Origin of the sequence: Microlunatus aurantiacus (genome assembly GCF_039536605.1) — a bacterium.
Taxonomy (GTDB): domain Bacteria; phylum Actinomycetota; class Actinomycetes; order Propionibacteriales; family Propionibacteriaceae; genus Microlunatus; species Microlunatus aurantiacus.
Genome location: NZ_BAAAYX010000013.1, coordinates 566,522 through 579,873 on the forward strand (window position 1 = coordinate 566,522; position 13,352 = coordinate 579,873).

Genomic DNA, 13,352 nt, shown 5'->3' on the forward strand with positions numbered 1-13,352 from the left:
GAGTTGTCCCCGATGACGGAGACAACTGCATCCACTCCACCGGGCAGACGCTGAGCGCCCGCCGGAACTCAGACCGAACGCGGTTCCGGGAGCCCGCGCAGCGAGGCGCCGAGGGTGACGTGCTCCCGGCGGGCGATCACGGCGACGGCCAGCAGCACCCCGAGGATCGTCAGGGCACCGCCGCCGATCAGGGTCCAGCGCGGCCCGAAGGCCTCGCCGACCCAGCCGATCAGCGGAGCCCCCACGGGTGTGCCGCCCATCAGGACCATCGCGTAGAGGGCCATCACCCGCCCCCGCAGCTGGGGGTCGATGCCCATCTGCACCGAGGCGTTGGACGCGGTCAACGTGAGCAGGGCGGCCAGCCCCATCACGGGCAGCACGGCGGCGTACGCCCAGTAGGTCGGCATCAGCCCCGCGACGACCTCGATCGCACCGAAGGCCAGGGCCATGATCACGATGAACCGACCGCGCGGCCGTCGCACCCGCCGCGCGGCCAGCAGCGCACCGGCCAGCGAACCGACGGCCATGAAGGTGCCGAGGATGCCGTACTGCTCGGGACCGAGGCCGAACTCCTGCTGGGCCATCAGCGCCGACGTGAGCTGGAAGTTCATCCCGAAGGTGCCGACGGAGAAGACGACCATCAGCACCAGCAGGATGTCGCTGCGACTCGCCACGTACGCCAGCCCCTCGCGGATCTGGTGCTTGCCGCGGCTCGCGGGAACGCTCGGCTCCAGCTTGGCCCCGTCGATGATCACCAGCGCCGCGATGAAGGCCAGGTAGGTGACGGAGTTGGACAGGATGGCCCAGCCGGAGCCGAAGGCGGCGATCACCAGACCGGCCACGGCCGGGCCGACGATGCGGGCGGCGTGGAAGGTCGCGGAGTTGAGACCGATGGCGTTCGGCAGCCGGTCCCGACCGACCACCTCGGGCACGAACGCCTGCCGCGAGGGGTTGTCGAAGGCGGTGCCCAGACCGAAGGCGAAGGCGATCACGAAGACGATCGGGGTCGTGGCGATGCCGGTGATGGCCAGGACGCCGAGGGTGCCGGCGCAGACGGCCAGCCATGCCTGCGTGATCTTGAGCACGAGCCGCTTGTCGAAGCGGTCGGCGACCAGCCCGCCGTACGCGGACAGCAGCAGCATGGGCAGGAACTGCAGCGCGGTGGTGATGCCGATGGCCACCCCGGACCCGCCGGACAGCTCGAGCACCAGCCAGTCCTGGGCTACCCGCTGCATCCAGGTGCCGATGTTGGACACGAACGACCCGGTCACGTAGACCCGGAAGTTCGGCACCGAGAGGGCGGCGAACATGCCGCTCTTCGGCTGCTGGTCGGCTTCCTGGGTGACGGGTGCGGTGTCGCTGGTGGACGTGGTCTCGGTGCTGTCGGTCGTCGCGCTCGTGGCGGTCGCCTCCCTGGGCGGTACGGTCTCGGTGATCATGGAACGGGCTCGCGGTCGGCGAGCTCCCGGCTACGTCTCGGCGATCTTGCGCAGGACGGGGATCGCCGTCCTGAGGGTGGCCCGCTCGGCTTCGGTGAGCTTCTCCAGCCGCACCGCCAGCCACTCGTTGCGGCGCTGCCGGTTGGCCTCGAGCAGCTCGCTGCCCTGGTCGGTCAGCCCGACCACGATGGCGCGCTTGTCGGTCGGGCTCGGGGTCCGCCGCAGCAGTCCCCGGCCCTCCAGGTGGTCGACCAGGCGGGTCATCGACGGTGCCCGGACCTGCTCGTACGCAGCCAGCTCACCGATCTGCAGCTCGCCCTCCCGCAGCAGCACACCCATCGCGGACAGCTGGCTCGGGGTCAGCTCCTCCGCGTCGGCGCGTGCCTGCCGCAGGTGCCGGGCCAGCCGGAACACCGCGGGACGCAGCTCCCCGGCCAGCAGCAGGATCGACTCGTACGTGGGCACGACCCAACAATATTACTTAGCAATGCTAAATACAACTCCCACCCTCGTGCCGACGCCCCCTTTCGCTGCGCGACGCCCCCACAGCAGGGGGTGCGTCAGCGCGTGAAAGGGGGCGTCAGCGCTGCTGGGACGCGTGCGAAGGAGCCAGCTGCTCCAGGGCGTCGGCGGCTTCGCCGGCGGCGTCGTGCCGGGCGAACGACGCGTGCATCGCCTCCACACCGGCGCGGATCCCCGGATCGGTGAGCGCGTCCTCGACCATCCGGCGCAGCCGGTGCCGCGAGGGCCGCCAGCGTCGTCGTACACCGACCCGGGACCAGACGATCCGGGCCCCGATCTCCGCCTTCTCCTCACTGCTGCCGATCTGCACCAGCGGGACGCCGTGGGCCAGGGCCGACGTGACCCCGATGTACCCCCCGTTGGTCACGAACGCCCCGACCCGGGGCAGCACCTCCTCGTACGGGATCCAGCGGGCCACCCGCAGCCCGTCCGGTGTCCTGCCGCCCAGACCGGCGACCAGCTCGTCCACCGACCCGGCCCCGGTGGTCACCACCACCTGGAGCCCGGTGCCGGCCAGGGCGGCGACGGTGGGCAGCACCAGCTCGGTCAGGTCCGGGCGCAGCGTGCCCTGGCTGACCAGCACGGCCGGCCGCCGGTCGGCCAGGAACTCCGGCCACCAGGGCGGCAGCACCCGGTCCGGTTCGGGCTCCGGGCGCAGCGCCCCGATGAAGCGGATCCGGTCGGGCAGATCGCGGCGGGGGTACTCGAACTCGGGGACGCAGGCCTGCAGGTGGAGGTGCGGCGACATCGCCTCCTCGACCACCGACCGGCCGGTCGGAGCCAGCCCGAGCTCGGTGCGGATCGAGATCAGCCGCTGCAGCGCGGGGCCCCAGATCAGGCGACGCAGGATCCGGGAGGTCACCCGGTTGCGCCGCCGGCCCTCCCGACCGCGCATCGGCAGCAGACCGGACCCGTACGGCGGGGTGTCCACGTCGGCGTACGTCAGCGGACCGTCGCCCAGGCTGGCCCACACCGGCCCGCCGCGCTCGTGCCACAGCCGGGCCGCCACGAAGACCGCGTCGGTCAGGACGGCGTCGATGCTCACGCTCGAGGCGAGCCGCTCCAGATCCCGCACCCGCCGGGCCGTGTCCCCGACCAGCTGGTCGGCGAACCCCTGGCGGAGCCCGGCGATCGCCCGCGGGCTTCCGGCCCCCCCGTACGCCGCGGCGAGGTCGGCGTGCTCGCGGGCCTCGGTGAACCCGTACGGCTCCGCCCCCACCGCAGCGATCCGGTCGTGGAACCGGCGGGCGGCGTACCAGAGGACCCGGTGGCCGCGGCCGGTCAGCCGGGCCGCCACCGGCAGCGGGTTGATGGTGTGCGCGGTGATCGGCGTCGAGGCGAAGAGGAAGGTCCGACGGCGCACACCGCAGCCTGCCACGGCACCGGGACCCTCGGGTGCTCCGCTCATCGACCGGGCAGCGCCTGGGCCGGTCGGGCCTGCGGTGCCGTCGACCCCACGCCGGCTCCGCCGGCCACTACCCTGACCCTGTGAGCGACCCGGCGACCTCCCCCGAGCGGCACCCGGACGCCCATCTCATCCAGCAGGCCGAGGTGCCGCCGCTGGACGTCGACGGGGTCCAGGCCGCGTCGGTCGGGACGGGCGTCTTCGCGGTGGCGACGGTGATCATGGCGGTCGGCTACGACACGCTGGCCGCGGCCGGTGACGGCTGGTGGCTCGGGGTGGGGATCAGCGGCTTCGGTCTGGGGCTGATCAGCCTCGTCTACACCAACGACCGGCGTCGGCGACGCCGCCGCGGCGAGAAGCTCTCGGCCTGACCGGACGCCCGGGACGCTCACAGCTTCGAGTCGTCGAGACCGGCCAGCAGCTTCTCCAGCAGGTGGGCCAGCTCCTCCACCTGCCGGGCGGTCAGTCCACGCATCAGATCGGCTTCCACCAGGTTCGACTCCCGGATGGTCGTGCCGTAGAGCTGCCAGCCGTGCTCGGTCAACCCGACCAGCACCCGGGTGCGGTTGCTGGGATCGGTCGTCCGGTCCACCAGGTCGCGCTCGACCATCCGGTCCAGCCGGTGGGTCATCGAGGACGGGGCCACGTGGGCCGCGGTCGCCAGCTGGGTCGGGGTCAGCCGGTTGCCCTCGGCGCGGGCGAGCTCGCTGAGCACGGTCCACTCGCCGCCGGACACGTCGAGGTCGGCCAGCTGCTGGTCGTACCACTGGTTGAGGCGGCGGGAGACCCGGTGCACCGAGGTGATCACCCGCTGGACGGACTCGTCGGCCCCGGCGGCGACGTAGGCGGCCACCAACCGGCGCAGGTCGGCCACCTCGCCCCCGGGGGCCGGCACCGACGCTCCCGACGGCGGCCCTGCCGCGGGCCGTCCAGGGTCGGCCTGTTCCGTCTGGGCCCCGTCCGCCTGTTCGACCATGACCCCATCCTCGCCGACGCCCGCCGGCCCGGATGGGGTCAGGGTGGGGGGCCGCACCGGCCGCCCACCCCTGACACGACCAGCGGCCACCGGTCCCCCGCACCTGCTCGACGACGCCGCACCCACGACCACCGCGGCGCCGACGTCTCCCGCACCTGCCGGCGAAGGCCGCGCCCCGACCACCGGCGCCGCCACGACCAGACTCGCGACGAAGGACACCCAGAGTTCACCTGGACGTTGCCCGATCGCGGGGTCCGCGTCATTGACCGCCTGGCAGTCTCCCGAGTCGTAGGACCATCCCCCGGGTGCGTCCGGGCTGCCCCGCGCAGTCGGCCGCGACCCCCACCTGAGGAGTAGCACCGTGACGAACCTGCCCATGCTCGGCCTCACCCACGGCAACCGCAGCGCGGTGACGTGTCACCTGAAGTGCGACAGCCAGTGCTCCCGGCCGGACCCGAACCCGTCGACCGAACCCACGTTCGCCGAGATCGCCGGCCGTCAGCTGTCCCGGCGGGCCGTGCTGGCCGGCGGTGGCGCCCTGGCCGCCGCGGCCGCGCTGCCCGTGGTCTGGCCCGAACGAGCGGCCGCCGCCCCGAGGCCCGGCGACGCCGGTCCACTCGCCTTCACCGGGATCGCCCCGGTGTCCGAGGAGGCCGACACCCTGGCCGTGCCGGCGGGCTACCAGTGGACCCCGATCCTGCGCTGGGGGGACCCGCTGTTCGCCTCCTCGCCCGCGTTCAACCCGAACCGTCCCGACGCGCAGGCGCAGGCGCTGCAGTTCGGCTACAACAACGACTACCTCGACATCCTGGTCGACCCGCGGGGTCGTACGGGACTGCTGTGCTGCAACCACGAGTACACGAACCGGCCGATCATGTTCCCGCCCACCGCCGGCGCCGACGAAGAGGCCGAGGTGCTGCGCACGCTGATGGCCGCGCACGGTTTCAGCGTCGTCGAGCTGGAGCGGCGGGCCCGCCGGCAGCCGTGGCGCTACGTCCGCGGCGGCCGCCGCAACCGCCGGATCACGGCCAGCACCACGTTCCGGGTGACCGGCCCGGCCGCCGGCAGCCCGCTGCTGCGGACCGCCGCCGACCCGACCGGGCGACGGGTGGCCGGCACCTTCGGCAACTGCTCCGGCGGCACCACGCCGTGGGGCACGATCCTGTCCGGCGAGGAGAACTTCCAGGGCTACTTCCGGGCCGACCCGGCGGCGCGGGGCAGCAAGCGCTACGGCCTCACCAACACCCCCAGCGTGTACGGCTGGGAGAAGATCGACCCGCGGTTCGACGCCACCACCAGCGCGTACGCCAACGAGCCGCACCGGTTCGGCTACATCGTCGAGATCGACCCGTCCGACCCGTCCTCCACCCCGCGGAAGCACACGGCGATGGGTCGCTTCAAGCACGAGGGCGCCAACGTCCGGGTGGACCGCGACGGCACCGTGGCCGCCTACATGGGCGACGACGAGCGGTTCGACTACCTCTACAAGTTCGTGGCCAAGCGGAAGTACCGTCCGGGCAAGAGCGCCGCCGCCCGCCGCCACAACCTGACCCTGCTGACCGAGGGGGACCTCTACGTGGCCCGGTTCAGCGGCGAACAGCGCCCCGACGGGGACAACCTGGGCCGCGGCGCCTGGGTGCCGCTGGTGCTGGACGGCGAGTCGACCGTGCCGGGCATGAGCGTGGACGAGGTGCTGGTGTTCACCCGGGAGGCGGCCGATCTGGTCAAGGCCACCCCGATGGACCGGTGCGAGGACGTCGAGCCCAACCCCACCACGGGCAAGGTGTACGTGGCCTGCACCAACAACACCCAGCGCGGGGTCACCGCCGGCAAGCCCGGTCCGGACGCGGCGAACCCGCGGGCCGGCAACAAGAACGGCCACGTCATCGAGCTCACCGAGCACCGCAACCGTGCCGGCGCGACCTCGTTCAGCTGGAACATCCTGCTGCTCTGCGGCGACCCGGCCGACACGGCGGTGCAGACCTACTTCGCCGGCTGGGACGGTCCGGTCGCGCCGATCTCGTGCCCCGACAACGTGGCCTTCGACACGCAGGGAAACCTGTGGATCTCCACCGACGGCGCACCGGGCACGATCGCCAAGGCCGACGGCCTGTTCAAGGTGCCGCTGGAGGGCTCCGAGCGCGGCCACGTGCAGCAGTTCCTGGCCGTGCCCCGGGACGCCGAGACCTGCGGGCCGGTCATCCACGACACCGACGACTCGGTCTTCGTGGCGGTCCAACACCCCGGCGAGGAGGGCACCTGGGCCGAGCCCCGGTCCTACTTCCCCGACTACGTCGCCGCCGGCCAGAGGCCGGACCGGGGTGACTGGCGCGGACCACGACCGACGGTGGTGCAGGTGACCAAGAAGAAGCGCTGAGGTCGGTATCGGACGCCCGAGTCCGGCGCCCGGATCCGCCGGAGGTGACTCCCCGGCGGTATCCGGGCCGCTTCGGACCGCCCCGAAGACCGGACGTGACTCCGCGGCGCCATCTGGGCGACTCTGCGGGCCGGGTCGTCCGTACGACCGGACGTGACTCCCCGGCGACATCCGGGCGACTCTGGGACCACCTGTACAACCGGACGTGACTCCCCGGCGACATCCGGACAGCCCCGGGACCACCCGTACAACCGGACGCGACTCCCCGGCGACATCCGAGCAACCCCGGGACCACCCGTACAACCGGACGCGACTCCCCGGCGGCATCCGGGCACCAACGGTCAGGCCGGCGCCGCCCGTACAACCGGACGCGACTCCCCGGCGACATCCGGGCAACCCCGGGACCACCCGTACAACCAGACGCGACTCCCCGGCGACATCCGAACAGCCCCGGCACCACCCGTACAACCAGACGTGACTCCCCGGCGACATCCGGGCACCCCGGGCCGTCCGCCCGCAGCCGCGAACGGGTCAGGAGTCCTGGCGGTCCTTCTTCGCCAGGACGGCCAGGCGCTCGTTGTAGGCCCTGAGCTCGGCGTCGTCGTCGCGGTCGGCCTTGCGGTCCAACCGCTTGGTCTCCTTCGCGTCGCTGCGGACCCACTGCACGATCAAGGCGAGGCCGATCAGCAGGGCCGGGATGTCCCCCGCCCCCCAGGCGATGCCGCCGCCGAGCTGCTGGTCGGCCAGCAGGACGGCGTCGTCGCTCTGCCCGAGGGCGTGCCACCAGTCCGGGCCGATCAGGGCGGCCGACTGCATCAGCGACAGACCGAAGAAGGCGTGGAAGGCCATCGCGATCAGCAGGATCAGCAGCCGGATGGGATAAGCCGGGCGCTTCGGTCCGGGGTCGATCCCGACCAGCGACCAGATGAACAGGTAGCCGGTCAGCAGGAAGTGCACAGTCATCAGCACGTGCCCGATGTGGGTGAACATCGCCACCTCGAACAGTGACGTGTAGTAGAAGACGATGAGGCTGCCGGTGAAGATCACCGCAGCGACCACGGGCTGCCCGATCGTGCTCAGGAACCGGGAGTGCACCAGGGCCAGCAGCACCTCGCGCGGCCCGAAGCTCTTGTCCCGGCGGGTGGGCAGGGCGCGCATGGCCAGCGTCACCGGCGCCCCGGCCACCAGCAGCAGGGGCAGCGGCACCATCAGCGACATGTGCTGCACCATGTGCGCGCTGAAGCTCATCCGGCCGTAGACCGCCGGGCCGCCGCTGGTCAGGAAGGCCAGCAGCAGGGCGCCGAGCAGCCACAGCACCGTCCGGTGCACGGGCCAGGCGTTGCCGCCGCGCCGGAGCTTCACCACGCCGGCCACGTACAGACCGATCATCAGCGCACAGACCGTCAGCCAGAGCATCGCCGGGTAGCCGTTGGTCAACCAGCCGCTCACCGAGAGCGGGGGCGGCGGCGGGTAGCCGAGCAGCGAGGTGGCGGCATCGGAGACCACCGGCTCCACCGGTGGGCGGAACGGGCCAGGGCCACCGCCAGCCCCATGGTCGCTGCCATCACCACGACCTCGACGGAGGCCAGCCGGGCGAACCAGTGGTTCTTGGGTGCTCCCCCGCCGAGACCGGGGACGGTGGCCCGGCGGTGCACCCAGCCCGCGGCCCCGAGGACGACCAGCGCGGCCGCCTTGCCGATCACCAGGACTCCGTACGTGGACGTCAGGTTCTGCAGCCCGCCGAGGCGGAGGTAGGCGTTGACCAGACCGGAGACCGCCACCAGCACGAAGCTCCAGCCGGCCAGGGTCGAGTAGCGGGCGGCCACCACCGGCAGCCGATCACCCAGACCGCGGCCGAAGACGAGCAGCACCGCGAGCCCGCCGACCCACAGGCAGACCCCGACCAGGTGCAGCAGCAGGCTGTCCACGGAGTTGCCGTGGTCCAGTGAGCCGGCGGCGTGGCCGCCCAGGGCCAACGGGACCAGGGTCACCAGGGAGAGGGCGGCGGCCCAGGCGGCACCGATGACGGTCCGGGCCAGGGTGGCGCCGATGGCGGTCAGGGCGGCACCCAGGCAGATCGCCACGAGTGTCTGGCCCAGCTCGGTCTGGGTCCAGAAGGAGGAGGCCAGGGACAGGAAGCCCGGGGCCGACAGCGGGCTCCCGGTCGCGTCGCCGGCGGTCAGCAGGGCGACGGCCAGCGCCGCACCGAACCAGCACCGGGCCGCCACGGCTGAAGCCCGGACCAGGCGCAGCCGGTCGCCTTCCAGGGCGTCCGCTCGCTGACCCCGGGCGGGCGGCACCAGGAAGGTGCCGACCACCAGCAGCCCGATGGTGGCGGCCGCCGCGAGATCGTGCAGCGTACGGGCGATCGGTCGACCCCAGCGGACCAGCGCCCCGGGGTCGAACAGGGCCGGGGTGATCGGGGCCAGAGCGCCCGTGGCGGCCAGGATCGTCACGGCGATCAGCACCGCGAGCCCGGTGGCCGCCGCCAGGACGGTCAACGACCGCCCGGAGACGGCGGCGGGTGTGGTCGGGATCGGGTCGGGCACGTCGTTCAGTCTAGGAACCGTCAGGCGAACAGGCCGCAGTCGAACGGGCGGTCAGTCGAACAGAGAGATCGGCTCGTCCCAGGCGATGGTCTCCCAGGCGGGCGCCGGCAGCTCCTCGGCCCGGTTCTCCGCGACCACCGCCGAGTGTGCCCCGCAGCCGTGGTCGACGCTGACGACGTGGGCGTCGGACGGGGAGTACGCGTTCGCGCACACGCCGAACAGGACGCCCAGGGAGCCCTCGATCCGGGCGAAGAAGCCACAGCTCTCGCAGACGCCCGGCGACTGCCGGGTCATCTCGTTGTCGGGCCCCCCGTCGGAGGCGAGCCAGCGCTCGGCGGCCTCGTCGCGGCCCTCCCGGGACAGCACCCGCTCGCGGCCCAGGCCGAGCTCGGCCACCACGGCACGCATCTCGCTGGCCTCGGCCGGATCGGTGTCGGTCGCCTGCTCGCCCCCGGTGTAGCCGGGCTCGAGGCGCGGGTCCTCGGGCGCGGTCGGCATCAGCAGACCGGCGGTCACGTCCCCCGGCTGGATCCGGTCGGCCCAGGGCACCCACTCCTCGGCCATCAGAGCCGAACCACCGGGGAGCAGCACGACCTCGTTCACGGTCGGCGTCTTGGCCCGGGCGGCCCGGACCAGGGTCACCGACCAGCGCCATCCCGCGTACCCGGGGTGCGGGCAGGCGAAGAAGTGGCTGACGACGCGGTCGGCGTCGGCCTCGATGCCGAGGTGCTCGCCGACCCCGAGGGTGCCGGCGGTCTCCTCCGCGACGGAGCGGGCGAGGTCGATCGCTTCGGCGCCGACCTGATCGGGCTTGACGGCGCGAGCGCGCGCGGGAGCAGCCACGACCGGCCTAGAGCTCGAGCTCGTCGGCGACGGCCCGCAGCACGCTGGCCACCTTGCCACCGGCCTTGGAGTCAGGATGGCGTCCGCGACGGTAGCCGTTGCCGACGTTGTCCAGCATCTTGATCAGGTCCTCGACGATCACGGCCATCTGGTCGGCCGGCTTGCGCTGGGCCTTGGACAGTGACGGCGGGGCTTCCAGCACCCGCAGCGACAGGGCCTGCTCGCCGCGCCGACCCTCGACGACACCGAACTCGACCTTCTGACCCGGCTTGAGCGTGGTCACACCGTCGGGCAGCGCTGTGGACCGGACGTAGACGTCGCCGCCCTCGTCCTTGGTCAAGAAGCCGAAACCCTTGTCGGCGTCGTAGAACCTCACCTTGCCTACTGGCACGTCCACCCTCACTCGAACCACCCCGCCGACCGACGTCGACGAGCACCCACACCTTCTCAGCCCGCCCAGACTAGTGCGTACACCACCCGAGCCCAACCGACTTCACCTCCCCGGCGCGACCCGCTCCGTGTTGTCATCGCCCGCTGTCGCCCGAACCACCGCCCACGCTGACGACCCCGGGTCAGATCAGGGGCGCAGGGGGGCGAGGGGGAGGTTGACGATGGCCCGGCTGAGCGCCTCCACCGGTTCCGCGGCTGAGCGCGGGTTGGCCAGCAACGCCATCTCCACGTCCGGCAGGTCGGGCAGCTCGAACCGGCCGGTGAGGATCCGGAGGTCGGCCGGGACGCGGGAGCGGGCCAGCACGCAGATGCCGATGCCCGCGCGGGCGGCGGCCAGCACCCCGTTGATCTCGCGGGTGTTGCAGGTGATCCGCCAGGTGCGGCCGGCCTCCTCCAACGAGGTGATCGCGGCGGACCGGCTCAGGCTCGGCGCCTGGTAGGTGATCACCGGCACCGGCCGGTCGGGCTCGATCTGGACGCGTTCGTGCCCGACCCAGACCAACCGGTCCCGGCGGACCAGGCGGCCCTCACCGGAGTCGGCGTGCTGGTTGATGAAGATGAGATCGAGGTGGTTGCCCTGCAGCCGGCGCTGCAGGATGCCGCTCTGGGTGACGGTCAGCTCCAGGTTGATCCGCGGGTAGAGCTGCCGGAACTCGCGCAGGATCGTCGGCAGCTCGCTCAGGGCCAGCTCGTCGGCCGCACCGAACCGGAGCCGTCCGGCCATCGCCGACCCGGTGAAGTAGGCCACCGCGTCGTCGTGCGCAGCCAGGATCGTCCGGGCGAACCCGGCCATGGCCTCGCCGTTGTCGGTCAGCGCCACCGTACGGGTGTCACGGCGCAGCAGCAGCCGGCCCGCCGCCTCCTCGAGCCGACGGACGTGCTGGGACACGGCCGGCTGGCTGATCCCCAGCCGCTCCGCCGCCCGGGTGAAGCTGAGCCCGTTCACCACAGCCAGGTAGGTCCGCAGCAGCACCGGGTCGAACGTCTTCTCCTCGGTCATCCTCCGACCTCTCAGCTCGATAGACGGTCTTCATAAGCAATCGTAATAGGAGATATAGGCACTATGTCGTTGTGGAATAGGAACGGTTCAACCTAGGTTGGACGACAGGACTCGACGATGAGTTCTCTTCCTCTTTCGGGCCGTCTGTCGCCCCCTCGTCCTCTTCCAGCACTGGAGATCCTTGTGACCTCGGCCGTCGCCGAAGCACGCCGAGTCGGATCTCGGTGGCCGCGTACGCTCGCGGCCCTCGAGGTGCGCAACTACCGCCTCTACCTCAGCTCGCAGATCGTGGCCACCACCGGCCTGTGGATGCAGCGCATCGCGCAGGACTGGCTGGTGCTCGAGCTCACCGGCAGCATCACCGCCGTCGGCGTGGCCGTCGCCCTGCAGTTCCTGCCGGTGCTGCTGTTCGGTCTGGTCGGTGGGCTGATCGCCGACCGCTACCCCAAGCGCCGCATCCTGATCATCACCCAGTCGGTGGCCGCGTCGATGGCCCTGACGCTCGGGCTGCTCGCCCTCACGGGGGTGGTCCAGGCCTGGCACGTCTTCCTGGTCGCCACCATGCTCGGCTTCGTCACCGCGGTGGACAACCCGACCCGCCAGGTCTTCGTCTCCGAGCTGGTCGGCACCCGCCACATCCGCAACGCGGTCAGCCTCAACTCCTCGGTCTTCCAGTTCGGCGCCCTGCTCGGCCCGGCCCTCTCGGGACTGCTGATCCACGCGGTCGGCCAGGGCTGGTCGTTCATGATCAACTTCGCGTCTTGCCTGCTGGTGGTCACCATCGTCGCCGTCATCCGCCTGCCGGCCGCGCCGTCGGACCGACCGGTCCGGGCCAAGGGCCAGCTGCGGGAGGGCCTCACCTACATCAAGCAGACCACCGAGGTCGCCTGGACCATCGTGCTGGTGGGCACCATCGGCGTGCTGGGGCTGAACATGCCGGTGATCCTGGCCGCGTTCGCCGATCACGAGTTCGCCACCGGGGTCGGCGGCTACAGCCTGTTCAACTCGCTGACCGCCATCGGCGCCCTGACCGGGGCGATCCTGTCGGCCCGACGGACCGAGCTGCTCCGGCTGCGGGTGCTCGTCACCACCCTGTCCGCTCTCGGGGTGGTGCTGGTGCTGGCCTCCCTCGCCCCCACCATCTGGCTGTTCGGAGCCATGCTGGTCGGCTCCGGGCTGCTCACCCTGTTGTTCCTCACCGGGGCCAACTCGCTCGTCCAGACCCGCTCGGAGCCCTCCGTCCGTGGCCGGGTGATGAGCGTCTACATCCTGGTGCTGCTGGGTGGGCAGGCCATCGGTGGCCCGGCCGTGGGCTGGTTGATCGACCACTTCGGCGCCCGACCCAGCATGTTCCTGTGCGGGGGTCTGGTCACCCTGATGGCGCTGCTCACCGGAGTGGCCATCGCTCGTCAGGCCCACCTCGGCCTGGAAGTCGACCTGCACCGCGAGCAGAGCCGTTCGCCGCTGCACATCGTCCAGCACTGACCCGGGTCGGGGTCGCCCGGCCCGGGAGGGCCGCCTGGTCCGGGGCCGTCGCCTCGTCGGTCGGGTATCCGTTTCCGACTCCGGGGTGGGAGACGGCCGCTGCTCGGGCGCGCCGGCTGGCCGTACGTGACTCGGTGGCGGGAAACGGCCGCTGCTCGGGCGCGTCGATCGGCCGTACGTGACTCGGGGGTGGGAAACGGTAGTCCCACGGGCACGCCGTCGATCGGCCGTACGTGACTCGCGGGCGGCGTCCGGCAGTCCCCCGGGCCGCCGACCCGCCGTACGTGACCCCCCGGTGGGAAGCGG

Annotated in this window: 12 protein-coding genes; 3 read left to right on the top strand and 9 right to left on the bottom strand. The window is 72.1% G+C overall.

Annotated features, from left to right (window positions below; all coding sequences use genetic code 11):
- Positions 1–68: 68 nt before the first annotated feature.
- The 3 genes from ABD714_RS16510 to ABD714_RS16520 all read right to left on the bottom strand — a co-directional run bounded on the left by ABD714_RS16510 (position 69) and on the right by ABD714_RS16520 (position 3,369).
- Complete coding sequence (locus ABD714_RS16510) at positions 69–1,439, bottom strand: MFS transporter (RefSeq protein WP_344813499.1); 1,371 nt, start codon at positions 1,437–1,439, stop codon at positions 69–71.
- A 30-nt stretch (positions 1,440–1,469) separates the two neighbouring features.
- On the bottom strand, positions 1,470–1,904 hold the full coding sequence (locus ABD714_RS16515) for a MarR family winged helix-turn-helix transcriptional regulator (protein ID WP_344813500.1): 435 nt from the start codon (positions 1,902–1,904) through the stop codon (positions 1,470–1,472).
- Between the two features lie 115 nt (positions 1,905–2,019).
- Complete coding sequence (locus ABD714_RS16520) at positions 2,020–3,369, bottom strand: nucleotide disphospho-sugar-binding domain-containing protein (RefSeq protein ID WP_344813501.1); 1,350 nt, start codon at positions 3,367–3,369, stop codon at positions 2,020–2,022.
- Positions 3,370–3,449: 80 nt separating this feature from the next.
- On the opposite strand from ABD714_RS16520, the gene ABD714_RS16525 reads away from it, so the two are divergent.
- Positions 3,450–3,737, top strand: coding sequence for a DUF2530 domain-containing protein (locus tag ABD714_RS16525; RefSeq protein WP_344813502.1), 288 nt, complete (start codon positions 3,450–3,452; stop codon positions 3,735–3,737).
- Positions 3,738–3,754: 17 nt separating this feature from the next.
- Here the strand turns inward: ABD714_RS16525 and ABD714_RS16530 are convergent, their stop codons facing one another.
- Positions 3,755–4,342 (bottom strand): MarR family winged helix-turn-helix transcriptional regulator, encoded by a 588-nt coding sequence (locus ABD714_RS16530; protein ID WP_344813503.1) that lies wholly within the window; start codon positions 4,340–4,342, stop codon positions 3,755–3,757.
- A 361-nt stretch (positions 4,343–4,703) separates the two neighbouring features.
- On the opposite strand from ABD714_RS16530, the gene ABD714_RS16535 reads away from it, so the two are divergent.
- Complete coding sequence (locus ABD714_RS16535) at positions 4,704–6,719, top strand: PhoX family protein (protein WP_344813504.1); 2,016 nt, start codon at positions 4,704–4,706, stop codon at positions 6,717–6,719.
- A 531-nt stretch (positions 6,720–7,250) separates the two neighbouring features.
- Here the strand turns inward: ABD714_RS16535 and ABD714_RS16540 are convergent.
- The 5 genes from ABD714_RS16540 to ABD714_RS16560 form a co-directional block, all read right to left on the bottom strand.
- A complete protein-coding gene (locus tag ABD714_RS16540) occupies positions 7,251–8,225 on the bottom strand; it encodes a cytochrome c oxidase assembly protein (RefSeq protein WP_344813505.1) in 975 nt (324 codons plus the stop codon).
- Positions 8,165–9,268, bottom strand: a complete 1,104-nt coding sequence (locus tag ABD714_RS16545; protein WP_344813506.1) for a copper resistance D family protein — start codon at positions 9,266–9,268, stop codon at positions 8,165–8,167. The genes ABD714_RS16540 and ABD714_RS16545 overlap by 61 nt, the downstream gene beginning before the upstream one ends.
- Before the next feature lie 51 nt (positions 9,269–9,319).
- Positions 9,320–10,111 carry a DUF3027 domain-containing protein gene (locus ABD714_RS16550; RefSeq protein WP_344813507.1) on the bottom strand — a complete coding sequence of 264 codons (792 nt, stop codon included), beginning with the start codon at positions 10,109–10,111 and terminating at the stop codon, positions 9,320–9,322.
- 7 nt (positions 10,112–10,118) lie between these two features.
- A complete protein-coding gene (locus tag ABD714_RS16555; RefSeq protein WP_344813598.1) occupies positions 10,119–10,502 on the bottom strand; it encodes a cold-shock protein in 384 nt (127 codons plus the stop codon).
- A gap of 186 nt (positions 10,503–10,688) precedes the next feature.
- Positions 10,689–11,561 carry a LysR substrate-binding domain-containing protein gene (locus ABD714_RS16560; protein ID WP_344813508.1) on the bottom strand — a complete coding sequence of 291 codons (873 nt, stop codon included), beginning with the start codon at positions 11,559–11,561 and terminating at the stop codon, positions 10,689–10,691.
- A gap of 183 nt (positions 11,562–11,744) precedes the next feature.
- Here ABD714_RS16560 and ABD714_RS16565 point away from each other — a divergent pair, with 183 nt between their 5' ends.
- A complete protein-coding gene (locus ABD714_RS16565; RefSeq protein ID WP_344813509.1) occupies positions 11,745–13,046 on the top strand; it encodes an MFS transporter in 1,302 nt (433 codons plus the stop codon).
- The last annotated feature ends 306 nt before the right edge of the window (positions 13,047–13,352 follow it).

Coding starts and splice junctions, on each gene's coding strand:
- ABD714_RS16560 (WP_344813508.1), bottom strand. CDS start 11,561: ATGACCGAGGAGAAGACGTTCGACCCGGTGCTGCTGCGGACCTACCTG.
- ABD714_RS16510 (WP_344813499.1), bottom strand. CDS start 1,439: ATGATCACCGAGACCGTACCGCCCAGGGAGGCGACCGCCACGAGCGCG.
- ABD714_RS16530 (WP_344813503.1), bottom strand. CDS start 4,342: ATGGTCGAACAGGCGGACGGGGCCCAGACGGAACAGGCCGACCCTGGA.
- ABD714_RS16520 (WP_344813501.1), bottom strand. CDS start 3,369: ATGAGCGGAGCACCCGAGGGTCCCGGTGCCGTGGCAGGCTGCGGTGTG.